General features: G+C 68.5%; 22 protein-coding genes. 5 read left to right on the top strand and 17 right to left on the bottom strand.

What is annotated here, in order from left to right:
* Positions 1-78: 78 nt before the first annotated feature.
* From AC5Y39_RS06260 to rimP, 3 genes are all read right to left on the bottom strand, one after another.
* Positions 79-291: a YlxR family protein gene (locus tag AC5Y39_RS06260; RefSeq protein WP_500016381.1), complete on the bottom strand. Its 213-nt coding sequence runs from the start codon at positions 289-291 to the stop codon at positions 79-81.
* 148 nt (positions 292-439) lie between these two features.
* Positions 440-1,450: a transcription termination factor NusA gene (nusA, locus tag AC5Y39_RS06255; protein WP_500016380.1), complete on the bottom strand. Its 1,011-nt coding sequence runs from the start codon at positions 1,448-1,450 to the stop codon at positions 440-442.
* A complete protein-coding gene (gene rimP / locus AC5Y39_RS06250; protein ID WP_500016379.1) occupies positions 1,447-1,965 on the bottom strand; it encodes a ribosome maturation factor RimP in 519 nt (172 codons plus the stop codon). The genes nusA and rimP overlap by 4 nt, the downstream gene beginning before the upstream one ends.
* Positions 1,966-2,009: 44 nt before the next feature.
* On the opposite strand from rimP, the gene AC5Y39_RS06245 reads away from it, so the two are divergent.
* The gene (locus AC5Y39_RS06245) at positions 2,010-2,651 is read left to right on the top strand and encodes a hypothetical protein (RefSeq protein ID WP_500016378.1); all 642 of its coding nucleotides are present in this window, start codon (positions 2,010-2,012) and stop codon (positions 2,649-2,651) included.
* Complete coding sequence (locus tag AC5Y39_RS06240; protein WP_500016377.1) at positions 2,648-3,118, top strand: ferritin-like domain-containing protein; 471 nt, start codon at positions 2,648-2,650, stop codon at positions 3,116-3,118. The genes AC5Y39_RS06245 and AC5Y39_RS06240 overlap by 4 nt, the downstream gene beginning before the upstream one ends.
* A 3-nt stretch (positions 3,119-3,121) precedes the next feature.
* Here the strand turns inward: AC5Y39_RS06240 and AC5Y39_RS06235 are convergent, their stop codons facing one another.
* From AC5Y39_RS06235 to mqo, 9 genes are all read right to left on the bottom strand, one after another.
* Positions 3,122-4,864, bottom strand: coding sequence for a proline--tRNA ligase (locus tag AC5Y39_RS06235; protein ID WP_500016376.1), 1,743 nt, complete (start codon positions 4,862-4,864; stop codon positions 3,122-3,124).
* 11 nt (positions 4,865-4,875) lie between these two features.
* On the bottom strand, positions 4,876-6,366 hold the full coding sequence (locus AC5Y39_RS06230; RefSeq protein ID WP_500016375.1) for an MFS transporter: 1,491 nt from the start codon (positions 6,364-6,366) through the stop codon (positions 4,876-4,878).
* An 84-nt stretch (positions 6,367-6,450) separates the two neighbouring features.
* A complete protein-coding gene (locus AC5Y39_RS06225; protein WP_500016374.1) occupies positions 6,451-8,004 on the bottom strand; it encodes an MFS transporter in 1,554 nt (517 codons plus the stop codon).
* A gap of 22 nt (positions 8,005-8,026) precedes the next feature.
* Positions 8,027-9,235 (bottom strand): uroporphyrinogen-III C-methyltransferase, encoded by a 1,209-nt coding sequence (gene cobA, locus AC5Y39_RS06220; RefSeq protein WP_500016373.1) that lies wholly within the window; start codon positions 9,233-9,235, stop codon positions 8,027-8,029.
* A complete protein-coding gene (locus AC5Y39_RS06215) occupies positions 9,232-10,584 on the bottom strand; it encodes a cobyrinic acid a,c-diamide synthase CobB (protein ID WP_500016372.1) in 1,353 nt (450 codons plus the stop codon). The genes cobA and AC5Y39_RS06215 overlap by 4 nt, the downstream gene beginning before the upstream one ends.
* 94 nt (positions 10,585-10,678) lie before the next feature.
* Positions 10,679-11,293 (bottom strand): cob(I)yrinic acid a,c-diamide adenosyltransferase, encoded by a 615-nt coding sequence (gene cobO, locus AC5Y39_RS06210; RefSeq protein ID WP_500016371.1) that lies wholly within the window; start codon positions 11,291-11,293, stop codon positions 10,679-10,681.
* A 13-nt stretch (positions 11,294-11,306) separates the two neighbouring features.
* Positions 11,307-13,106: a magnesium chelatase subunit D family protein gene (locus AC5Y39_RS06205; protein WP_500016370.1), complete on the bottom strand. Its 1,800-nt coding sequence runs from the start codon at positions 13,104-13,106 to the stop codon at positions 11,307-11,309.
* Positions 13,103-13,570, bottom strand: a complete 468-nt coding sequence (locus AC5Y39_RS06200; RefSeq protein WP_500016369.1) for a GNAT family N-acetyltransferase — start codon at positions 13,568-13,570, stop codon at positions 13,103-13,105. The genes AC5Y39_RS06205 and AC5Y39_RS06200 overlap by 4 nt, the downstream gene beginning before the upstream one ends.
* Complete coding sequence (mqo, locus tag AC5Y39_RS06195) at positions 13,567-15,045, bottom strand: malate dehydrogenase (quinone) (RefSeq protein ID WP_500016368.1); 1,479 nt, start codon at positions 15,043-15,045, stop codon at positions 13,567-13,569. The genes AC5Y39_RS06200 and mqo overlap by 4 nt, the downstream gene beginning before the upstream one ends.
* Positions 15,046-15,109: 64 nt before the next feature.
* Between mqo and AC5Y39_RS06190 the strand changes: the two genes are divergently transcribed.
* Together AC5Y39_RS06190 and mtr are read left to right on the top strand one after the other, a co-directional pair.
* Positions 15,110-16,135 carry an alpha/beta hydrolase gene (locus AC5Y39_RS06190; RefSeq protein ID WP_500016367.1) on the top strand — a complete coding sequence of 342 codons (1,026 nt, stop codon included), beginning with the start codon at positions 15,110-15,112 and terminating at the stop codon, positions 16,133-16,135.
* Positions 16,132-17,544 carry a mycothione reductase gene (gene mtr / locus AC5Y39_RS06185; RefSeq protein WP_500016366.1) on the top strand — a complete coding sequence of 471 codons (1,413 nt, stop codon included), beginning with the start codon at positions 16,132-16,134 and terminating at the stop codon, positions 17,542-17,544. Before AC5Y39_RS06190 ends, mtr begins: the two co-directional genes overlap by 4 nt.
* Positions 17,545-17,631: 87 nt before the next feature.
* Here the strand turns inward: mtr and AC5Y39_RS06180 are convergent, their stop codons facing one another.
* The 5 genes from AC5Y39_RS06180 to AC5Y39_RS06160 are packed head-to-tail and all read right to left on the bottom strand — an operon-like array spanning position 17,632 to position 22,295.
* Complete coding sequence (locus AC5Y39_RS06180; protein ID WP_500016365.1) at positions 17,632-18,408, bottom strand: 3-oxoacyl-ACP reductase; 777 nt, start codon at positions 18,406-18,408, stop codon at positions 17,632-17,634.
* On the bottom strand, positions 18,405-19,778 hold the full coding sequence (locus AC5Y39_RS06175; protein WP_500016364.1) for an aldehyde dehydrogenase family protein: 1,374 nt from the start codon (positions 19,776-19,778) through the stop codon (positions 18,405-18,407). Before AC5Y39_RS06175 ends, AC5Y39_RS06180 begins: the two co-directional genes overlap by 4 nt.
* Positions 19,775-20,506: a gamma-glutamyl-gamma-aminobutyrate hydrolase family protein gene (locus AC5Y39_RS06170; protein WP_500016363.1), complete on the bottom strand. Its 732-nt coding sequence runs from the start codon at positions 20,504-20,506 to the stop codon at positions 19,775-19,777. Before AC5Y39_RS06170 ends, AC5Y39_RS06175 begins: the two co-directional genes overlap by 4 nt.
* Positions 20,493-21,854, bottom strand: coding sequence for a glutamine synthetase family protein (locus AC5Y39_RS06165; RefSeq protein WP_500016362.1), 1,362 nt, complete (start codon positions 21,852-21,854; stop codon positions 20,493-20,495). The genes AC5Y39_RS06170 and AC5Y39_RS06165 overlap by 14 nt, the downstream gene beginning before the upstream one ends.
* 18 nt (positions 21,855-21,872) lie before the next feature.
* On the bottom strand, positions 21,873-22,295 hold the full coding sequence (locus tag AC5Y39_RS06160) for a Fur family transcriptional regulator (protein ID WP_500016361.1): 423 nt from the start codon (positions 22,293-22,295) through the stop codon (positions 21,873-21,875).
* Between the two features lie 85 nt (positions 22,296-22,380).
* Here AC5Y39_RS06160 and nicT point away from each other — a divergent pair, with 85 nt between their 5' ends.
* Positions 22,381-23,490, top strand: coding sequence for a Nickel transporter NicT (gene nicT / locus AC5Y39_RS06155; RefSeq protein WP_500016360.1), 1,110 nt, complete (start codon positions 22,381-22,383; stop codon positions 23,488-23,490).
* Positions 23,491-23,499 lie beyond the last annotated feature (9 nt).

Below are 23,499 nucleotides of genomic sequence, written 5' to 3'. Positions count from 1 at the left end.
CGGCTGTGAAAGGCCAGCGCCTCGGGTTTAGCTACGACACATGGTCATCGGGACTTCACGGTGTGCTCATGTTCTTCGCTACCTGTTCTGTTGCCGGGTCTCGAGCGTGGTGATGTGCTCGACGGCCGCGGATATGTCCGGTGGACCGGTGATGCGCAGCGCTCGGCCGAAGGCTCGCCGTCGGACCGCTGCGCGAAGGCACTGCTGGTTGGGGTGCAGCCAGGCACCCCGCCCCGGCAGATTACCTGCGGTGTCAACGGTCACGACGAACTCGCCATTCCCCATCGACACAGCAACCACGCGAAGTAGTTCGGCGGCCAGCTCTCGTCTTCGGCACCCGATGCAGGTCCGTACCGGCCCCGGTCGGGAAGTCGAAGTCTCGCGCTGGATCACGGCCTAGTTTAGCGGCACCCGGGCCGGAGTTTCACCAGAGTGTTGACTACGCCGTGGGTTGACCCTGCGTGGCCTCGTTGTCGCTGCGGATGTCGATCCGCCAGCCGGTGAGCCGGGCCGCCAGCCTGGCGTTTTGCCCTTCCTTGCCGATGGCCAGCGACAGCTGGAAGTCAGGCACGACAACACGCGCGGCGCGCGCGTTGGGGTCGACGACGGACACGGACACCACTTTGGCCGGCGACAGCGCGTTGGCGACGAACCGCGCGGGATCCTCGTCGTAGTCGATGATGTCGATCTTCTCGCCGGACAGCTCGCTCATCACGTTGCGCACCCGCTGGCCCATCGGACCGATGCAGGCCCCCTTCGCGTTGAGCCCGGGCACCTTCGACCGTACGGCGATCTTGGAGCGGTGGCCGGCCTCGCGCGCGACGGCGACGATCTCGACGGAGCCGTCGGCGATTTCGGGGACTTCCAGGCTGAAGAGTTTGCGCACGAGGTTCGGGTGCGTGCGCGACAGTGTGATCACCGGCTCGCGGGCGCCGCGGCTGACCCCGACGACGTAGCAGCGCAGCCGGTCGCCGTGTTCGTAGCGCTCGCCAGGGACCTGTTCGGCGGCCGGAATGACACCCTCGGAGCCCTTGATCTCGCTGCCCATGCGCACCACCACCAGCCCGCGCGCGTTGGCCCGCGCGTCGCGCTGGATGACGCCGGCGACGACGTCGCCCTCCCGGGCAGAGAACTCGCCGTAGGTTTTCTCGTTCTCGGCGTCTCGAAGCCGTTGCAGCATCACCTGGCGAGCGGTGGTGGCGGCGACACGCCCGAATCCCTCGGGGGTGTCGTCCCATTCCGTGATGACGTTGCCGTCGGCGTCGGCTTCCCAGGCGATAACCTTCACCTCGCCGGTCTTGCGGTCGATGTCGATCCGCGCGTCCGGGTGATGACCGGGGGTGTGCCGGTATGCGGTCAGCAGCGCCGACTTGATGGTCTCGAGCAGTTCGCCGACCGACATGCCCCTGTCGACTTCGATCGCGTGCAGCGCGGCCATGTCGATGTTCATGAGGCCACCCCGGCCAATGCCAGCTCGCGTGGGTGCGGCGTCGAAAACTCCACCTCCACAACGGCTTTCGCGATGTCGACAAGCGGGATGTCGTGCACAGTCCAGTCTGCCTTCTCGCGCACGACGAGCCGCAGCACGGCGCCGTCGGTCTCGCCGATGCGGCCGGTGACCGACGATCCGTCGGCCAGCGTGAGCTTGGCCTTGCGTCCGCGGGCGCGGCGGAAGTGCTTGTGCGTGGTCAGCGGGCGGTCGACGCCCGGCGAGCTGACCTCGAGGACGTAACTGGTCGCGGCGTCGTCCACGTCATCGAGCAGAGTCGAGGCGCGGCGGGAAAGATCGGCGATGGTGTCGAGGTCCAGTGGTTCGTCGCCGTCGGCGATCACGGTGATGCGCGGCGGACGGGTTCTGGTGTCGACGACCACGTCTTCGATCTCGTAGCCGGCGCGCGCGAACTCGTTATCGAGTAGCTCGATCACCTGTTCCTGCGACGGCAACCCGGTGGATCGCTCAGTCACGGCGAGCTCCTCATCTTGAGTTGTCCGGCTCAGGCTCCGAACAGATGGAGCCAGCCATCAACGATACGCCAGAACCGCGGCTCGAAACGGCGATCGAGGTCCGACGATCGCGGTCGGTCTCGACGCGCTGCCTGCATGCGCTCGCCGGTGCTGGCAAGCCGAAATGGCAATATGTCGCCATGCCCGGCGCCGCACCGCACCTGAGTCGGCGACGCGTGCTGATCGGCGCGGCCGCTTTGGCGGCGCTCGGCGCGACAGCATCCGCCTGCAGCGGCGCGCCTGAGCCGCCCCAGCCCGACCCACTGGAATCTCAACTCGGCCTTGCCCAACGCGACAGCCAGATGGCCCGCGCAGCCGCCGCCGCAGCCGGACCGTTCTACGCCCCGGTGCTCACGGTCGTCGCCGACGAACGCGCCGCACACGCCAAGGCGCTGAGCCAAGAGATCGCCCGCGTGGCCAAAGAGACGTCGACGACGCCGTCGCCACCGAATCCCACTCCAGCCGCATCTGCCGGGCCGCCGCCGTCACGCGACGACGTGATCGCAGCTCTCCGCGAATCCGCCGACAGCGCAACAAAACTCGCCGCTGATCTGTCCGGCTACCGGTCCGGCCTGGTGGGCTCGATCGCGGCCGCGTGCGCCGCATCGCTGGCCGTGCCGCTGGCACTGAAGGAGCCAGCGCAATGACCACGCCCCACCCCACCCCGACCAACAAGCCGGACTCCCCCGACGACAAAGCCGTCGCCGACGCGATCGCGGCCGAGCACGCGACGATCTATGGCTACGGCTTCGTGTCGGCCCATTCGATGCCGGACATGAACGAGCTGGTGTCGGATTCCCTGGCCGAACACCGCGCCCGGCGGGAGGCGGCCATCGAGATGCTCGCGTCGCGATCCGTGGCCGCACCGGTGGCCGCCGTCGGCTATCAACTGCCGATCGCAGTCAAGAACTGGAAGGACGCGGCGAACCTCGCCCTTCGGATGGAATCCGACGACGCGGTGGCATGGCGAGCGGTGCTCGAACATGCGAAGTCGTCCGAGGACCGCGCTTTCGCGATCACGGCACTGACCCAATGCGCTGTGCGCGCCGCACATTGGCGACAGGTGGTGGGTGCCTGGCCGCTCACCGTGCCGTTCCCCGGCGGCACCGAATAAGACTCAGCCCGAGATCGCGTCGACGATCTCGGTCGCCGCAGCGTCGACTGGCACCTCGCGTGTTTCGCCGCTGAACCGGTTGCGCAGCTCGACCATGCCACCGGCCCATCCCCGGCCGACCACCACAATCCACGGCACCCCCAGCAGCTCGGCGTCTTTGAACTTGACGCCCGGTGACGCGCCGCGGTCGTCGAGCAACACGTCGACGCCCAAGCGGTCCAATTCGCGGGCCAGCTCGATTGCGCCGTCGCGGGCCGCCGGGTCCTTGTTGGCGATCACCAGGTGCACGTCGAACGGCGACACCGATGACGGCCACCGCAGCCCGAGCTCGTCGTGGTGCTGCTCGGCGATCACGGCGACGAGCCGCGACACCCCGATCCCGTAGGAGCCCATGGTGAGCCGCACCGGTTTGCCGTCCTCGCCGAGCACATCGGCCGAAAATGCGTCGGTGTATTTGCGCCCCAGTTGGAAGATGTGGCCGATCTCGATGCCGCGCGCCGACACCAACGGGCCCGCGCCGTCCGGCGACATGTCGCCGTCGCGTACCTCGGCGGCCTCGATGGTGCCGTCGGGCACGAAATCTCGTCCGGCGACCAGCCCGACGACGTGCTTGCCGGGTGCGTCGGCTCCGGTGATCCAGCTGGTGCCGTCGACAACGCGGGGGTCGACGAGATAGCGAACACCGTTCTGCTGCAAGCCTTTCGGACCGATATAGCCCTTCACCAAGAACGGGTACTTGGCGAAGTCCGCATCGTCGAGCATCGCGTACTCGGCCGGCTCCAACGCCGCGCCCAACCGCTTGTCGTCGATCTCGCGGTCGCCGGGGATGCCGATTCCCAACAATTCCCAGTCGCCGCCAGGCTGGCGGACCTTGAGCAGCACGTTCTTCAGCGTGTCCGCGGCGCTCACCGCACGGTCCAACGCCGAGTTGGCCCAGTCGACCAGCGTGGCGATGGTCGGCGTGTCACCGGTGTCGTGCACCACCGGCTCGGGCAGGTCCTCGTACGGCAGTGGATCCGGTGCCGGTGTGGTGACCGCCTCGACATTGGCCGCATAGCCGGACTCCACGCAGCGCACGAAAGTGTCTTCGCCGACCGGACTTTCGGCCAGGAACTCCTCGGACGCGCTGCCGCCCATGGCCCCGGACACCGCGGAGACGATCACGTAGCGCACACCCAACCGGTCGAAGATCCGTTGGTACGCTTCGCGATGCGCGTGGTACTGGGCCTTGAGCCCCGCCTCGTCGACGTCGAACGAGTACGAGTCCTTCATCACGAACTCGCGCACCCGCAGGATCCCCGCGCGGGGCCGCGCCTCGTCGCGGTATTTCGTCTGGATCTGGTAGAGCAGTAGTGGGAAGTCCTTGTAAGAGCTGTACTCCCCTTTCACGGTGAGCGTGAACAACTCCTCGTGCGTGGGGCCCAGCAAGTAGTCGTTGCCACGGCGGTCCTTCAGCCGAAACACGCTGTCGCCGTACTCTGTCCAGCGATTCGTCGTCTCGTACGGCGCACGCGGCAGCAGCGCGGGGAACAAAATCTCTTGCCCGCCAATGGCATTCATCTCTTCGCGGACTATGCGCTCGATCTTGCGCAGCACCCGCAGTCCGACCGGCAGCCAGGTGTACAGGCCAGGCCCGGCGGGCCGGACGTAGCCCCCGCGGATCAGCAGCTTGTGGCTGGGCACCTCGGCATCAGCGGGGTTCTCGCGCAGTGTGCGCAAGAACAACTCGGACATGCGGGTGATCACAGCCGACAACCTTAGAGCTCGCCGGCCTCTACTGCTTCACGGGTATGCTGCGCGGCCGCGATCTGCCTGGCGGAGAACCCGATGAAGAACGCGGTGACGCCCACCAATACCGCGACCGCGGCGACCCACAGCAGCGAGTAGGTGTAGCCGCGGTCGAGCGCGTCGAGCTGCGCCGGCGTCATGTTGCGCACGGCCCCGGTGGTGCCGCCCAGATACAACGTGCGCGACGTCTGCACGGCCTGGATGACGACCAGCACCAGCGGACCGCCGAGATTTTGCACCATCAGCGTGATCGCCGACACCGGGCCGATCTCTCGCGGGCCCACGTCGGCCAGCGCGCACAGCGGCAGCACCACCGAGATCACGCCGATGCCGAAGCCGCCGACAATGATCGGCACAAAGAGATCCGGGAAGTACGGGATGGTGCGGTTCAGCGTCGAGCCGTACAGCATGGCGCCGAGGACAAACGATCCGCCGCCGATGATCAGCCAGCGCGGGGCGATCAGCGGAGCCACCCGGGCCGCTGCCACGTTGCCGAGCCCGAGCGCAACGGCGAACGGGATGAACGACGTTCCCGCGCGCAATGCCGAGTAGCCCATCACGTCCTGGACGTACAGCCCGATCATCACTGTCAGCGTCAACAGGACGCCGCCGGCCAGAAACAGCGACACGAACGTCATCACCCGGTTGCGGTCGGCGAACAGCGAGAGCGGCACGATCGGGTGCTCGGCGGTGCGTTCGACCACCAGGAAGCCGCCGAACAACAGCACAGTGGCGATCGCCGCGCCGAAGATCCACGGGTTGATCCAGCCCAGCGGCGGCCCTTGGGTGAAGATCAGCACCGCCGTCGTGCACGCCAGCGTGGCCAGCGCCGCCCCGGCCGCGTCGAGCCGGAGCCGTTCGCGATGTGTCTCAAGCAGCCGGGTGAGCGCAATCGCAATGATCACAATGCCGATCGGCAGATTGATCAGGAAAGCCAGCCGCCACGAGATCACCGTGAACGCGCCGCCGAGGACGAGGCCGAGCACCGAGCCGAGGCCCATCATCGCCGCCGACACCGCCATCGCCTGATTGCGCGCCTGACCGGCGGCGTACGTCGACGCGATCAGCGCCAGCCCGGTGGGTGCGGCGACGGCTGCCCCCATGCCCTGCACGGCACGGGCGACGATCAACATCGCCGGGTCGAACGCCAGCCCGCAGATCAGCGACGCCACGGTGAACACCGCGACTCCGCCGACGAATGCGCGCTTGTGACCGACCGCGTCGCCGACGCGCCCGCCCAACAGCAGCAGGCCCCCGAACGTCAGCACATACGCGGTGATGACCCAGCTTTTAGCGGCGTCGGATAACGCCAGGTCGGCCTGCATGCGGGGCAGCGCCACCACGACGATGGTGCCGTCGAGTGTCGACATCAGTTGCATGCCGGTGATCGCGATGATCGCGATCCCGATGACGCTGGCGGCGAGCGGCGACGAACGCTGGGTCCGCCGCGCCGCAAACATGGCTGCCTACCCTACCGAGGGCCCTGTTGGCGCGCCGAGACGCGCTGTCGCGCTTTACAGCTCTCCGGCGTCCAATGTCGAGCTCTACAGCTCTCCGGCGTCCAGCGCGTCCTTGACTTCCTGCGCATGCGCCACCTCTTCGGAGGTGTAGCCGATCAGCAGCGCGGCGCCGCCGACGATCACGGCCACGCCCGCCACCCACAGCAGCCCGTAGGTGTAGCCGTGGTCGAGCGCGTGCAACTGGGCGGCATTCATGTTCTTCACCGGGCCCGTTGTGCCGCCCAGGTACAGCGTGCGCGAGGTGATTACGGCCTGGATGATCGCCAGGATCACCGGGCCGCCGAGGTTTTGCAGCATCAACGCGATCGCCGACACCGGCCCGATCCGGTCGAAGCCGACGCCAGCGATCGCCGACACCGTCAGCGGCACCACGATCATGCCGATGCCCACGCCCCCGACGGCGATCGGCAAGACGAGGTTGGGGAAGTACGGAATGCCGCGGTTGAGCGTCGACCCGTAGAGCATGGCGCCGAGCACCAGCACGCCGCCGGCGATCACCAGCACCCGTGGCGGAAACTGCGACACCAGCTGCGACGACACGCCCAGACCGATGCCAAGGGCGATGACGAACGGGATGAAGCCGACGCCGGCGCGAAGCGCGCTGTAGCCCATGATGTCTTGCACGTACAGGCCGATCAGCACGGTCAGCGTGAACATCACGCCACCGGCCAGGAAGATCGCGGCGAACGTCGCCAGGCGGTTGCGATCGCGGAACAGGTCGAACGGCACCAGCGGGCTGTCGGCGGTGCGCTCCACCAGCGCAAAAGCCCCGAGGAACACCACCGCCGCGATGCCGGAGCCAACGGTCAGCGGGGACAGCCACCCGGCCTCCGGCCCCATCGAGAAGCCGAACACCGCCGCCGTGCAGCCCAGCGTGGCCAGAAGCGCGCCGGTGGCGTCGAGCTTCATCGGCTCGCGGTGCGTCTCGGTCAGCGTCGTATAAGCCAGGTACAGCATCAGCAGCCCGATCGGCACGTTCACCAGGAACGCCAGCCGCCACGACACCTCGGTGAGCGCGCCGCCGACTATCAGGCCCATCACCGAGCCGATGCCGGTCATCGCGGCGAAGATGGCGGTCGCGGCGTTACGGGCCGGGCCCTTTGGGAACGTGGTGGCGATCAGCGCGAGCGCGGTGGGCGACGCGATCGCCGCACCCACGCCCTGCGCCAGCCGCGCGACCACCATGGTGGCCTCGTTCCAGGCGAGTCCGCACAGGATCGAAGCGATGGTGAACATCGCGACGCCGGCGATGAACGTGCGCTTGCGCCCGATGGTGTCGCCGAGGCGGCCGCCCAGCAGCATCAGACCGCCGAACGTCAGCACGTAAGCCGTGATCACCCAGCTGCGTCCGGCGTCGGACAAATTGAGCTCGTCCTGGATCCGGGGCAGCGCGACGATCGCGACCGTGCTGTCCATCGTGGCCAGCAGCTGCATGCCGCCGATCGCGACCACCGCGGCGATGAACCGGCGCGACGGCAACCACGCCGGGCGAGACCAGCTCGTCTGCCGGGCCACCTCGAGGGCGGCCTGATTGGCGCGATCCAGAGACATCCGCTCCGCGTCATTGAGAGCCGTCATGGAGAGTTACCTTACAGTACTCTTAGCTTTTCTTTAATTCCGCGAATCCCGCGACGGCCCCGATGACGATGATCGCGGGAGGTCGGATGCCTTCTTCCCGAATCTTTTTCGGCGCGTCAGCAAGCGTCGCCCGGACGGTCCGCTGCGCCGCAGTGGTGCCCTGCTGCACCACGAGCACCGGGGTTTGCGCAGGTCGGCCACCTTTGAGCAGCGCGTCGGCGAAGAGCTCGATCCGCTCGACCGCCATCATCAGCACGATCGTGCCCGACATCGCGGCCAGCGCATTCCAATTGACTAACGAATCCGGGTCGTCCGGTGCGACGTGACCGCTGACCACCACGAACTCGTGCGTCACGGAGCGGTGCGTGACCGGCACACCGGCCAGGGCCGGGACCGCGATTGCGCTGGTGACACCGGGCACCACAGTGACCGGCACGCCCGCGTCGACGCAGGCCAGCACTTCTTCGTAGCCGCGGGCGAACACGAACGGGTCGCCGCCTTTGAGGCGCACGACGAACTGACCCGCCTTGGCCCGCTCGATCATCACGTCGTTGATCGCGTCTTGAGCCATCGCGCGGCCGTACGGAATCTTCGCGGCGTCGATCACTTCGACGTGCGGCGGCAGCTCCGCGAGCAACTCGGCAGGCGCCAGCCTGTCGGCGACCACCACGTCCGCGTGCGCCAGCAAGCGCCGGCCCCGCACGGTGATCAGCTCGGGATCACCGGGACCCCCGCCCACGAGCGCGACGCCGGTGTGCACCACGTCAGGCGTCTCCGTGGTGATGACACCGCGCTGTAGGGCTTCGCGGATCGCCGACCGGATCGCCGCGGAGCGCCGGTGCTCGCCGCCGGCCAGCACCCCGACCTCCAAGCCTTCGTACTCGAACGACGCGGGTGTGACGGCGGTGCCCTCGCGGGCGATGTCGGCGCGGACGCAGAAGATGTGTCGCGATTCGGCTTCGGCGACGACAGCCGCGTTGACATCGGGGTCGTCGGTGGCGGCGATCGCGTACCAGGCGTCGGCGAGGTCGCCCTCGCGATACTTTCTGAGCTGCAATGTGATTCCGGTCATGGCTTCGACCGCCGGGGTGGCGGACCGGGTGACGACGTGCACGTCGGCCCCGCTGGCGATCAGCAGCGGCAGGCGCCGTTGCGCGACGCTGCCGCCGCCGACGACCACGACCTTCCTGCCGGCCAGCCGCAGCCCGACCAGGTACGGGTTCTCGGTCACCGGTTGACCCTAGAGCTCGCGGCCGCAGCGACGAAGCGCGCCACCGACTGTGGTGCGGCCGCCGGGTGGGTGTGCAGGTAGGAGGCGTGGACGCCGCGGTGCACTGCGCCGTCGCGGACCGGGCCGTTGCGGCCCCGGTATACCCATGCCGGCTGGTATGCGTCGGCGAATTCCACTGTGGTGCGGTGGAATTCGTGGCCTGTGACACGGTGCCCGGCGGCGTGCAGGGACGAGTCCGCGACGGCGACCGCGTCTCGGTAACCAAGGGTCAGATGGTCGGTGAAGCGCGCCGAGCCGGACAGCGCGCCGCACATCGGGTGCCCGTCGAGCTCCGCCATCAGGTAGGTCAGTCCGGCGCACTCGGCGTGGACTGGGGCGCCGCGAGCAGCCAGCGCATTGACCTGTTGGCGCGCAACGTCATTGGCGGCCAGCTCAGCACCGAACTGCTCCGGGAACCCGCCCGGGATGACGAGCGCGTCCGCGTCGGCGGGAAGCGCGTCGATGAGCGGGTCGAAGCCGACCACGTCCGCTCCGGCGGCTCGCAGGAGTTCGACGTGTTCGGCATAGCCGAACGTGAACGCCTTGCCGGCGGCGATAGCGACGGTGACCCCTGCGGCGACGCGCTCGACCGCCGGTTCCCAGGCGGCGGCGGTGACGGTGCTGCCGGCCAACCGGACTACCGCATCCAGGTCCACGTGTGCGCCGACGAGTTCGGTCATCGCGTCGACCGCGTTCCCGGCCAATGTGCCGTGTTCTGCGGCGGTGACCAGGCCGAGATGCCTTGAGGGAACTGCTAAGTCGACGTGGCGAGGAATCGCGCCGAGAACAGTGACACCGGCGTGGCCGCAGGCTTGGCGCAGCACCTCTTCGTGGCGGGTCGAGCCGACGCGGTTGAGGATCACGCCGGCGATCCGGATGGCAGGGTCGAACGTCGAAAACCCATGCAGCAGCGCGGCGATGCTGTGGCTCTGGCCACGGGCGTCGACAACCAACACCACCGGCGCGCCCAGCAGTTTCGCCACGTGGGCCGTGGATCCCGTTGCGACGAGCGCGCCGTCGAGGCGTCCGTCGAACAGCCCCATCACGCCCTCCACCACCGCGATGTCGGCACCCGCGGTGCCGTGCCGGTACAGCGGCCCGATGAGCTGCTCGCCGCATAGCACGGGGTCGAGGTTGCGGCCGGGTCTGCCGGCGGCGAGCGTGTGGTAGCCGGGGTCGATGTAGTCGGGGCCGACTTTGAATGGAGCGACGGCGTGGCCGGCGCGACGGAGCGCACCGATCAAACCGGTTGCGACAGTGGTCTTTCCGCTTCCCGATGCGGGCGCGGCGACGACGACGGCTGGGGTCATCGGGTCACTCACCGCCCAGCGCGAGCGTGCGCCGAGGTACGGGACACGCCGTCAAAAGATGAGCAGACACGCACGCTCGCGGGAAGGGTGGCCGTCACCACTCGATGCCTTTCTGGCCTTTGCGGCCGGCATCCATGGGGTGCTTGACCTTGGTCATCTCGGTCACCAGGTCGGCGGCGTCGAGCAACGCTGCGGGCGCGCCACGGCCGGTGATCACTACATGCTGCGTGCCGGGGCGGCCGGCGAGGGTGGCGACCACGTCGTCGACGTCGACCCACCCCCACTTCAGCGGATAGGTGAATTCGTCGAGCAGATAGAAGTCGTGGCGCTGTTCGGACAGCCGGCGCGCGATTTCGGCCCAACCGTCCGCGGCCGCGGCCGCGTGGTCGTCGGGGCTGCCGTGTTTGCGGGCCCAGGACCAGCCGGCACCCATCTTGTGCCACTCGACCGGCGCGCCGACCCCGCGCTCGTCGTGGAGCCGGCCCAGCTCGCCGAACACGTTCTCCTCCCCGACTTTCCACTTTGCGCTCTTGACGAACTGGAACACCGCCACCGAAAGCCCCGCGTTCCAAGCGCGCAGCGCCATGCCGAAGGCCGCGGTCGACTTGCCCTTTCCGTCGCCGGTGTGCACCGCAAGCAGTGGGGCCTGACGGCGAGCCCGGGTGGTCAGCCCGTCGTCGGGTACCGCGATCGGACGGCCCTGCGGCATGGTGACCTCCTTCTCAGGCAGCGCCGCGGACGACGTGGGTGAGGGCCTCGGCACGCAAGTGTGCCAACCGCACCGTCGGCGCACCGAGCCGCGCTGCGAGCTGTTCGGCCAAACCCAAGCGCACCCACGAGGTTTCGCAGTCGACGACGACCGCGGACGCGCCTTCGGCCACGAGCAGGTCCGCGGCCGCACCGGCCCGGCCGACCGGGTCGGGGCCGCCGGTCGCACGCCCGTCGGTGAGCACGACGACCAGGCTGCGCCGCGCCGGGTCGCGCACCCGCTCTCTGGCGACCATCGCACGCGCGGCCAGAAGTCCTTGCGCCAGCGGCGTTCTCCCGCCGGTGGCGAAGCGGGTGAGCCGCCGCGACGCGATGTGCACCGAAGACGTCGGTGGCAGCAGCACGTCTGCGCCGTTGCCGCGGAACGTGATCACGGCGACCTTGTCGCGGCGCTGGTAGGCGTCGCGCAGCAGCGACAGCGTGGCGCCGCTGACCGCGGACATCCGGTCGCGTGCGGCCATCGAACCGGACGCGTCGACGAGAAAAATCACCAGGTTGGCCTCGCGCCCTTCGCGGATCGCGCGGTGCAGGTCGTCAGGATGCACCCGTGGCGGCCCCGGCCGATGCGTGCGGCGTGCGGCCGAGAGCACTGTGCCGAAAAGGTGGATGCCGAAACCGTCACGCGGATGAGCCGACATCACCGCGCCGGAACTATTGCGGGCGCGCGACCGGCGCCCGGGCGCACCGTCGCCGAGGCCCGGCACCGTCAGCAGCCGGGTGCGAAACGGCGGGATCGGCGGGGCGCTGGACCGCGGTTGCGATGGCCCAGCATGCGAATCAGCTTGTGGCTCTCCGTTATTCGTTACTCCACCGCCAGGCGGGTCTGGTTCAGGATCGGGTTCGTCGTCCGCCTGAGCCAGCGCCTCGTCGAGCGCCTGCGGGTCCAGATCCGGCTCGTCGAACGGGTCGCGGCGGCGCCGGTGCGGCAGCGCCAGCTGCGCGGCCACCCGAATGTCCTGCTCCTCCACGGCGTCGGCGCCGCGCCAGGCGGCGTGCGCCACCGCGGTGCGCGCCACCACCAGGTCTGCGCGCATCCCGTCGACGCCGAACGCCGCGCACAGCGCCGCGATCCGCCGCAGTTCGCGTTCCGGCAGCACGACATCGCCAACCGCCTTGCGTGCCTTGGCAATCCGGCGTGCCAACGCCGCGTCCTGCTCGGCGTAGCGGCGGCCGAAGCCAGCCGGGTCCGCCTCGAACGCCATGCGCTGGCGGATCACTTCGGCGCGCTCGTCGACGTCGCGGGAAGCGCGCACATCGACGGTCAAGCCGAAGCGGTCCAGCAGCTGCGGGCGGAGCTCGCCCTCCTCCGGGTTCATGGTGCCGACGAGCATGAACTTCGCCTCGTGGGTGTACGACACGCCGTCGCGCTCGATGTGCACGCGGCCCATCGCCGCAGCGTCCAGCAGCACGTCCACGAGATGGTCCGGCAGCAGGTTCACCTCGTCGACGTACAACACACCGCCGTGCGCCCGGGCCAAGAGCCCCGGCGTGAAGGCGTGCTCGCCGTCGCGCAGGACCCGCTGCAGATCCAGTGACCCGATCACCCGATCTTCGGTGGCGCCGATCGGCAGCTCGACGAGACACCCAAAGCCTGCCTCGGCGAGCACCGTCGAGAGCCCGCGCACCGCAGTCGATTTCGCGGTGCCCTTCTCACCGCGGATCAGCACCCCACCGATCTCGGGGCGCACCGCGCACAGCACCAGCGCCAACCGCAGCAGATCCTGGCCGACAATCGCGCTGAACGGGTAGATCACGACGCGACACCACGCGCGCCTGGCCGAACCATCGGCACGTGCGGAATGCCGTCCTCGACGAATTCGTCTCCGTCCCGGACGAATCCGTGCTGGGCGTACATCTCTTCGAGGTAGGTCTGCGCGTCGATGCGGCACGGAAAGTCGCCGACATCGGCGAGCGCGGCCTGCAGCACGCGGGTGGTGTGACCGTGGCCGCGCGCTTCCCTGCGGGTACACAGCCGGCCGATCCGAAAAGCCTTGTGCCCTCCGGTGTGTTCCTCCAGCAGCCGCAGCGTGCAGATCACCTCACCGCGTGCGCCTTCGAGCCAGAAGTGGCGGGTTTCGGGCAGAAGGTCGCGACCGTCGAGCTCCGGGTACGCGCAGGCCTGCTCGACGACGAACACCTCGACCCGAAGCTTCAACAGCTCGTACAGCGTCGCGGTGTCCAGGTCCTTGGCCCAGGTGCGGTGCAGCGTGACCGTCATGCACCCAACGCCTTTCGGGTCCACTCCCATACTTCGGCGCGCAGCCGCGGCTCGTCGGACAGCCTGGTGCCCAGCGACGGCACCATCTCCTTGAGCTTGGGCAACCACGACTGGTACCGGTCCTCGAAGCACTGCTCGAGCACCTCGAGCATGTCGTGCACGGCCGTCGACGCGCCCGGCGAAGCACCGAGCAGACCGGCGATGCTGCCGTCCGCCGACGCGATCACGGTGGTGTCGAAACCCAGCACGCCGCGTTTGCCACCCTTCGGTTTGATCACCTGCACGCGCTGCCCGGCGACGATGGTCTCCCAGTCCGACGACTTCGCCGACGGCACGAAGTCGCGCAGCGCCTCGATGCGGTCCTCCTCCGACAGCAGCAGCTGGCCGACCAGGTACCGCACCAGACTCAGCTCGCTCACGCCGACGCTGAGCAGCTGCGTCAGGTTGCCCGGCTTGATCGAGAACGGCAGGTCGGTGACGTGGCCGCGCTTGAGGAACTTCGGCGACCACCCCGCGAACGGCCCGAACAGCAGCCACGACTTGCCGCTGATGATCCGGGCGTCCAGGTGCGGCGCCGACATCGGCGGCGCACCGACCGCCGGGAAGCCGTACACCTTGGCGCGGTGTTGCTCGGTCAGCTCTGGGTTGTCGGTGCGCAAGAACTTGCCGCTCACCGGAAAACCGCCGTAGCCCTTGATCTCCGGGATGTTCGACTTCTGCATCAGCCGCAGCGCGGCACCGCCGGCGCCGACGAACACGAACTTGGCGTTGATCTTGCGCTTGGCTCCGGTGCGGTTGTTGCGCACGGCCACGGTCCAGGTGCCGTCGGACTCACGAGACAGGTCGCGCACCTCGTGGCCGAACAGCGCTTCGGTGCCGTGCTGGACGCTGTAGGCGATCAGCTTTCTGGTCAGGCTGCCGAAGTCGACGTCGGTGCCGTTGCACGCCCAGTTCAGCGCGATCGGTTCGCGGAACGTGCGGCCGGCGGCCATCAGCGGCAGCCGGCGGGCGAACTCGTCGGGATCTTCGATCAGTTCGATTCCCTCGAACAGCGGGTTGTGCACCAGCGCCTCGCGGCGGCGGCGCATGAACTCCACCTGGTCGGCGCCCATCACCCAGCTCGCATGCGGAGTTGGGTTCAAGAAACTGCGCACGTCGCTGAGCACACCGTTTTCCACGGCGTAGGCCCAGAACTGCCTCGACAGCTGGAATTGCTCGTTGACGTTGACGGCCTTGGTGATGTCGATCGACCCGTCGGCCTGTTGCGGCGTGTAGTTCAATTCGCACAGCGCCGAGTGGCCGGTGCCGGCGTTGTTCCAGGGGTCGCTGCTCTCGGCGGCCGCTCCGTCGAGGCGTTCCACCAAGGTGATCGACCAGTCCGGTTCGACCAGCCGCAGCAGCGTGCCCAGCGTGGCGCTCATGATCCCGGCCCCCACCAGCACGACGTCTGTCCTGGCCCTAGCGTCTGACGGCATCGTCCAAGGTTATCGACTCGGCGCCGCGGCGTCGTACCAGGCAGCAGGGTGCGCGGCGATTAAGGTGAGCAGCGTGGCGGCTGTGTGGGAGCCTGACGTCCTGAACGGATGCTGGCAGAGCACGTTGCCACTGGGCGCCGACCCCGACGGCGAGGGCGAGGTCGTGGCCACGCTGATCCGCCGCGGCGGCCCGGCGCCGGCGACGCACGCCGTGCTCGCGGTGCACGGCTACACCGACTATTTCTTCCACACCGAGCTGGCTGACCGGTTCGCCGCCGCGGGCTTCGCGTTCTATGCCATCGACTTGCGCAAGTGCGGGCGGTCCTGGCGCGCCGGGCAGACCCCGCACTTCACCACCGACCTGTCGCGGTACGACGTAGAACTCGAGCGTGCTGCCGCGGTGATCGCACGCGAGACGGCCGGTGCCCGCATCCTCGTCTACGGCCACTCGGCCGGCGGGCTGGTCGTCACGCTGTGGCTGGACCGGCTGCGTCAGCGCGCCGAGATCGCGAGGCTGGGCGTCGGCGGTCTGGTGCTCAACAGCCCGTTCTTCGACCTGCACGGCCCGCCGATACTGCGCGCCGCAATCACCTCAGCGGCGATCCGGGCGGCGGCGCGGTTCGACAGCAAGCGGGTGCTGCGGGCTGCCGGCGAGGGCGGCTACGGCACCAGCCTGCACCGCGACTACGGCGGTGAGTTCGACTACAACCTGGCGTGGAAACCGTTGGGCGGTTTTCCCGTCACCGCCGGGTGGATCAACGCGGTGCGTCGCGGGCAGACGCAGCTGCACCGCGGCCTCGACGTCGGGGTGCCCAACCTGATCCTGCGGTCGGACCGCAGCGTCCCGGAGACCAATGACCCGCAGTCCATGCAGCGCGGTGACGCGGTGCTGGACGTGTCGCAGATCGCGCGGTGGGCAGGGTGCGTGGGCAACCGGACCAATGTGGTGCCGGTAGCCGACGCGAAGCACGACGTGTTCTTGTCGCTGCCGTACGCGCGTGAGCAGGCCTACCGCGAGCTGGCGGCCTGGCTGGACTGGTACACGGCGGCGGTGTCGCCCGAACGAAGCGATGCGAGGCGGAGCTCATGACGCATTTCGACCTGGCCATCATCGGAACCGGCTCGGGCAACACGATTCTCGACGAACGCTACGACGACTTCAGCGTCGCGATCTGCGAGCAGAACATCTTCGGCGGCACGTGCCTCAACGTGGGCTGCATCCCGACCAAGATGTTCGTCTACACCGCCGAAATCGCCGAAAGCGCGCGCAACTCAACACGTTTCGGTGTCGACGCACGCGTCGACGCGGTCCGCTGGCCCGACATCGTGTCCCGGATCTTCGGTCGCATCGACCCACTGTCCGTGGGCGGTGAGAACTATCGGCGAGCGTCACCCAACGTCACCGTCTTCGACCGGCACACCCGGTTCGGCCCCAGCCGCAACGGCCGGCACACGCTGCGCGTCGACGGCGGCGAGGAGTTCACCGCCGACAAGGTGGTGATCGCCGCCGGCTCACGCGTCGTGGTTCCCCAGGCGGTGGCCGACCGCGGCGTGACGTACTACACCAGCGACACGATCATGCGGATCCCCGAGCTTCCGCGGCATCTGGTGATCCTCGGCGGCGGATACGTCGCCACCGAGTTCGCGCACATCTTCTCGTCGTTGGGCACCCATGTCTCGCTGGTGATCCGTGGCAGCACGCTGCTGCGCGGCCACGACGACACGATCATGATGCGGTTCACCGACATCGCCGCCAAGAAGTGGGAGATCCACGCGCGCCGCGAGATCGTGGACGCCCGCCAAGACGGCGGCGAAGTGGTGCTGACGTGCGACGAGGGGTCGACCATCCGCGCGGACGCGCTGCTGGTGGCCACCGGCCGCGTACCCAACGGCGACCTGCTGGACGCCGAGCAGGCCGGCGTCGAGGTGCAGCCGGGCGGGCGCGTGGTGGTCGACGAATATCAACGCACTACGGCCCGCGGCATTTTCGCGCTCGGCGACGTCAGCTCCGCGTATCAGCTCAAGCACGTCGCGAACCACGAAGCGCGGGTGGTGCGGCACAACCTGCTGCAGGACTGGGACGACACCGATGCGATGGTGGCCTCCGACCACCGCTACGTGCCGTCCGCGGTGTTCACCGACCCGCAGATCGCCAGCGTCGGGCTCACCGAAAACCAGGCCAGGGCAGCCGGTTACCGCATCAGGGTCAAGGTGCAGGACTACAGCGACGTCGCCTACGGCTGGGCGATGGAGGACACCACCGGGTTCGCGAAGCTGATCGTCGACAACGACACCGGCCTGATTCTCGGCGCGCACATCATGGGTTACCAGGCATCGTCATTGATCCAGCCGGTGGTGCAGGCGATGAGTTTCGGTCTGCCCGCACAAGACATGGCGCGCGGCCAGTACTGGATTCACCCGGCATTGCCCGAGGTGATCGAGAATGCACTGCTGGCGCTGTGCGGTGAGCCGCCGTGGCCGCCGTCGCGCAGGCACTAGCGCCGGGCGCGGCGGCTCGCCGAACGTGAGCTCACGGCGAAAAAACCGCCGAAAAATCGCCGTGCGTTCACGCTCGGCGCGGCGGTGCTACAGCGGCGTGACATAGGCAGCGCTGATGCCGCCGTCGACCAGAAACGTCGACGCGGTGATGAACGACGCGTCGTCGCTGGCCAAGAACGCCACCGCGGCGGCGATCTCCTCCGGTTCGGCGAACCGGCCCACCGGCACGTGGACCAGCCGGCGCGCCGCCCGCTCGGGATCCTTCGCGAACAGCTCTTTGAGCAGCGGGGTGTTGACCGGACCCGGGCACAGTGCGTTCACGCGTATTCCGCTGCGCGCGTACTGCACACCGAGCTCACGCGACATCGCCAGTACGCCGCCTTTCGACGCGGTGTAGGAGATCTGCGACGTGGCCGAGCCCATCACCGCGACGAACGACGCCACGTTGACGATCGATCCTTTCCCTGCGGCGCTCATGTGGCGAAGCGCCGCGCGGCAGCACAGATACACCGACGTCAGGTTGACGTCTTGCACGCGCTGCCATGCGGCCGGCGCGGTGTTTTCGATCAGGTCGTCGTCGGGCGGCGAGATGCCGGCGTTGTTGAACGCAATGTCGACTGAGCCGAAAGTGGTTGCGGCGGTGTCGAACAGCGCGTTGACGCCGGACTCCTCGGTGACGTCGACCGGCACGAACAACCCGCCGAGCTCATCGGCGGCTTCCCGGCCGCCGACGCGGTCGATGTCGGCCACGACGATGGTCGCGCCCTCGTCACGCAGGCGCCGTCCGGTGGCCAGCCCGATTCCGCTTGCGCCGCCGGTGATCACGGCGACCTTGCCGGCCAGCCGCTGCGTCAGGTCGATCATCGGGCCTCCCCCGGCGCCTCTGCTACAGCGATGAACACGTTCTTGGTCTCGGTGAACGACAGCGGTGCATCAGGGCCCAGCTCGCGGCCCAGACCCGACTGCTTGAAGCCGCCGAACGGCGTGCTGTAGCGCACCGACGAATGCGAGTTCACCGACAGATTGCCCGATTCCACCGCCCGCGCGACGCGCAGCGCCCGAGACAGGTTGTCGGTCCAGATCGATCCCGACAGCCCATAGGCAGTGTCGTTGGCCAGCCTGATCGCGTCGGCCTCGTCGTCGAACGGCAACACCGCGACCACCGGACCGAAGATCTCCTCGCGCACCGCGCGATCCGACCGCTGCGGCGTCAGCACCGTGGGCGGAAACCAGTAGCCGGGGCCGGACGGGGCACTGCCGCGAAACGCCACGGGCGCGTCGTCGGGCACGTAGGAGGCGACCCTGTCGCGGTGCGCCCGCGACACCAGGGGGCCCATCTCGGTGGCCCGCGACGTCGGGTCGCCGACGACGACGCCCTTGACGGCCGGCTCCAGCAACTGCATGAAACGGTCGAAGACGTTGCGCTGCACCAGGATTCGACTACGCGCGCAGCAGTCCTGCCCGGCGTTGTCGAACACGCCGTACGGGGCGGTCGCGGCGGCTTGTTCCAGGTCGCAGTCGTCGAACAGGATGTTGGCACTTTTGCCGCCGAGCTCGAGTGTGACCCGCTTGACCTGTGCGGCAGCCCCGGCCATCACCCGGGTGCCGACTTCGGTGGAGCCGGTGAACACGATTTTGCGGACGTCGGGATGGGTGACGAACCGCTCGCCCACCACGGCGCCCGCCCCGGGCAACACCTGCAAAAGACCGTCAGGCAACCCGGCCTCTGCCGCAAGCTCGCCCAGCCGGATCGTGGTCAGCGGAGTCCATTCGGCCGGCTTGACGACAACTGCGTTCCCGGCGGCCAGCGCGGGGGCAAACCCCCACGACGCGATCGTCATCGGGAAGTTCCACGGTGTGATCACGCCGACGACACCCAGCGGTTCGTGGAACGTGACGTCAAGGCCGCCGGCGACGGGGATTTGCCTGCCCGTCAACCGTTCCGGGCTCGCGGCGTAGTACTGCAGCACGTCGCGGACATGGCGGGCTTCCCACTCGGCCGACGCGATCGGATGCCCGGAGTTGGCGACCTCGAGCGCTGCGAGTTCGTCGACGTGTGCGTCCACCGTGGCCGCGAACGCACGCAACACTGCCGCCCGATCCGCGGGAGGTGTTGCAGCCCAGCGCCTTTGGGCACCGAGCGCCCTGGCCACCGCGTCGTCGACGCCGGCGACATCGGTCGGCTCGACCGTGCACAGCACTTCCTCGGTGGCCGGGTTGATCACCTCCGTCACGAGTGCACTCCCGCGTACGTCCTCGCCGCGTCGACGACAGCCGCGAACAGCCGCAGGTCGTTGAGCCGCTCTTCGGGATGCCATTGCACCGCGAGGACGAAAGCGTCGCCGGGCATTTCGACGGCTTCGATCACACCGTCGTCGTCGCGCGCGCTGACCACCAATCCGTCGCCCAGTTCGGCGATGGCCTGGTGGTGATAGCACTGCTCCTGCGACTGCTCGCCGATCAGCGCGGCCAGCCGGGTTCCGGGCACGGTGCGGATTCTGGACGTGGAGAACACCGCGTTGCCTTGCTGATGGCGCGAGTGCCCGAGGACGTCGGGCAGATGCTGATGCAGGCTGCCCCCCAGAGCCACGTTGAGCACCTGTGCGCCGCGGCAAATGCCCAGCACCGGCATCCGCCGGCTCAGCGCGCCGTGAAGCAGCGCGAATTCCCATGCGTCGCGGTCGGGCCGTGGCTCGTCGGTCTGCGGGTGGCGCGGCTGTCCGTACCGGGCTGGGTCGACGTCCTTGCCGCCGGTGATCACCAGCCCGTCGAGGCGGTCGAGCACCCGGTCGGTGATCTGGGCGCTGACCGGCTGAGGCGGCAGCAGCAGCGCAATTGCGCCGGCCTGCGTCACGCCCTCCAGGTAGATGTGCGGCAGAAAACTGGCCCGCACATCCCAGACGCCGGTCTGCGCCTGCTCGAGATAGGTCGTCAGCCCCAACACGGGCCTAGAGCCGCTCAAAGCCCCGCACCCTCTCCCAGTCCGTCACCGCGGCGTTGAACGCGGCGAGTTCGACGCGCGCGTTGTTGAGGTAGTGCTCGACGACGTCGTCGCCGAACGCCGCCCGCGCGACCGCGGAGTCCGCGAACAGGTCCGTGGCCTCACCCAGCGTTTTCGGCAGCCGTTGCGCGTCGCTGTGATAGGCGTTGCCCCGCAACGGTTCTGGCAATGCCAGCTCATGCTCGATGCCGTGCAGGCCACCGGCGATCAGCGCCGCCACTGCCAGGTACTGGTTCACGTCGCCGCCCGGCACGCGGCACTCCACCCGCATCGCAGCGCCGCGGCCCACCACCCGCAGTGCGCACGTCCGGTTGTCGATGCCCCACGCGATAGCGGTCGGCGCGAAGCTCCCGTCGGCAAAGCGCTTGTAGGAGTTGATGTTCGGCGCGTAGCACAGGGTCAGCTCGCGCAGCGTCGCCAGTTGCCCGGCGACGAAACTGCGGAACAACGCCGACATGCCATGTTCGTCGTCGGAGTCGGCGAACACCGCGGACCCGTCGTCGCCACGCAGCGAGATGTGGATGTGGCAGCTGTTTCCTTCGCGTTCGTCGAACTTGGCCATGAACGTCAGGCTCATGCCGTGCTGGTCGGCGATCTCCTTCGCGCCGTTCTTGTACACGGTGTGGTTGTCGCAGGTGACCATCGCCTGGTCGAAGCGAAACGCGATCTCCTGCTGGCCGCGGTTGCATTCTCCTTTGACGCCTTCGCAATACATGCCGGCGCCCACCATGCCGCGGCGAATGTCGCGCAACAGCGGCTCGATCCGTGACGACGCCAGCATGGCGTAGTCGACGTTGTAGTCGGACGCCGGTGTCAGACCGCGGTAGCCGCGCGCCCACGCATCGCGGTAGCTGTTGTCGAACACCATGAATTCCAGTTCGGTGCCCACGTAGGGCACCAGGCCACGCTCCGATAGCCGGCCGATCTGGCGGGCGAGGATGCTGCGCGGCGCCGCGGTGACCGGACGACCGTCGTGCCACGACAGGTCCGCCAGCACCAGCGCCGTGCCGGGCAGCCACGGGATCAGGCGCAACGTGGCGAAGTCCGGGGTCATCACCATGTCGCCGTAACCGGTCTCCCAGCTGCTCATCGCATAGCCGTCGACGGTGTTCATGTCGACGTCGACGGCCAGCAGATAGTTACAGCACTCGGCGCCGTGGCCGGCCACCTCTTCGGTGAACAGCCGCGCCGAAACTCGCTTGCCGGTCAGTCGGCCTTGCATGTCGGCGAACGCGACGATTACCGTGTCGATCGCGTCGTCTTCGATCAGCTCTTCGAGCTCGCGCAGGCTCAACGGCGCACTCACCATGTCGGGAAGTCAACCATTTCAGCGCCGTTGGCACTCGGGGCACAAGCCGTGCAGGGTCAGGCCGGCCCGATCGGACAGCGTGAACGAGCTGCCCTCGATCGCGTGCTCCAGCGCCGAGGTCAGCCGCTGCGCCGGCACCTCGATGATCGTGCCGCAGCGCGTGCAGACAGCGTGGTGGTGCGGACTCTCCGCGATCCCGTACGTGGTGACGCCACCCTCGACGGTCAGCGCGTGCAGCACGCCCGCGTCGACCAGTGTGGTCACCGTCCGGTACACCGTCGCAAGGTCCGGCACCTCGGCTTGGCCCGAATCGGCAAGGCGCGCATGGATTTCGGCGACTGACAGGTGCCCGTGTACCGGCTGCAGGGTGGCCAGCACCGCGATCCTCGGCGCGGTCCGGCGCAGCCCGTGCGCCCGCAGCACCTCGCCGATCCCGTTCACCAGATCAGTGTCTCACCGCCGACAAGCCAGGCACTGACAACCGCTCTTGCGAATCGCTTGCAAGAAGACTTACCGTCGGACAGTGGTGACCGATGCACCGCCGCAGCCCCCTTCTTGGCTGGCCCGCGCGCGGGCCGCACTGACCCGCCGCGAATGGTTCGCGCTGGCCTCGATGTTCGGCGTCATCGCGCTGCTGCACCTCGTCGGCTGGATCACGCTCGTCGGGTTCGTGGCCCCGGAGCACCTCGGGGTCGGTGACAAGGCGCTGGGCATCGGCGTCGGGCTGACCGCATACACGCTGGGCCTTCGGCACGCGTTCGACGCCGACCACATCGCCGCCATCGACAACACCACCCGCAAGCTGATGAGCGACGGCCAGCGCCCGCTGGGGGTCGGGTTCTTCTTCTCGCTCGGTCATTCGACGGTGGTCTTCGGCCTGGCCGTGCTGCTGTCGCTGGGCGTCAAGGCGATCGTCGGGCCGGTGGAAGACGATTCGTCGGCGCTGCACCACTACACCGGGCTGATCGGCACCAGCGTGTCCGGGCTGTTCCTGTACGTGATCGCGGCGATCAACCTCGTGATCCTGGTCGGCATCGTGCGGGTCTTCTTGCGGATGCGCGGCGGCACCTGCGACGACGCCGCACTGGAAGAGCAGCTCAACGGTCGCGGCCTGCTGAACAGACTGTTCGGCCGTTTCACCCGGTCGATCACCAAGTCGTGGCACATGTACCCGCTCGGGCTGCTGTTCGGGCTGGGCTTCGACACCGCCACCGAGATCGCGCTGCTGGTGCTTGCCGGCACCAGCGCTGTCGCCGGGGTGCCGTGGTACGCGATCATGTGCCTGCCGGTGCTGTTCGCCGCGGGCATGAGCCTGCTGGACACCGTCGACGGCACGTTCATGAACTTCGCCTACGGCTGGGCGTTCTCCAAACCGCTGCGCAAGGTGTACTACAACCTCGCGATCACCGGGCTGTCGGTTGCGGTGGCGTTCGTGATCGGCAGCGTGGAACTGCTGGGCCTGCTGGCTGAGCAGCTGGGCCTGTCCGGCGGAGTCTGGGACTGGGTCGCCGGTGTCGACCTCAACGTCGTGGGCTTCGTCATCGTCGGGCTGTTCCTGTTGACATGGGCGGTGGCCGTGTCGGTCTGGCGCTTCGGCCGCATCGAGGAACGTTGGGCGGTGGCGACCGAGCACTGACGGTAGGGT

The organism is Mycobacterium sp. NGS39 (assembly GCF_059812765.1).
This window is presented reverse-complemented; position numbering and strand designations above follow the sequence as displayed.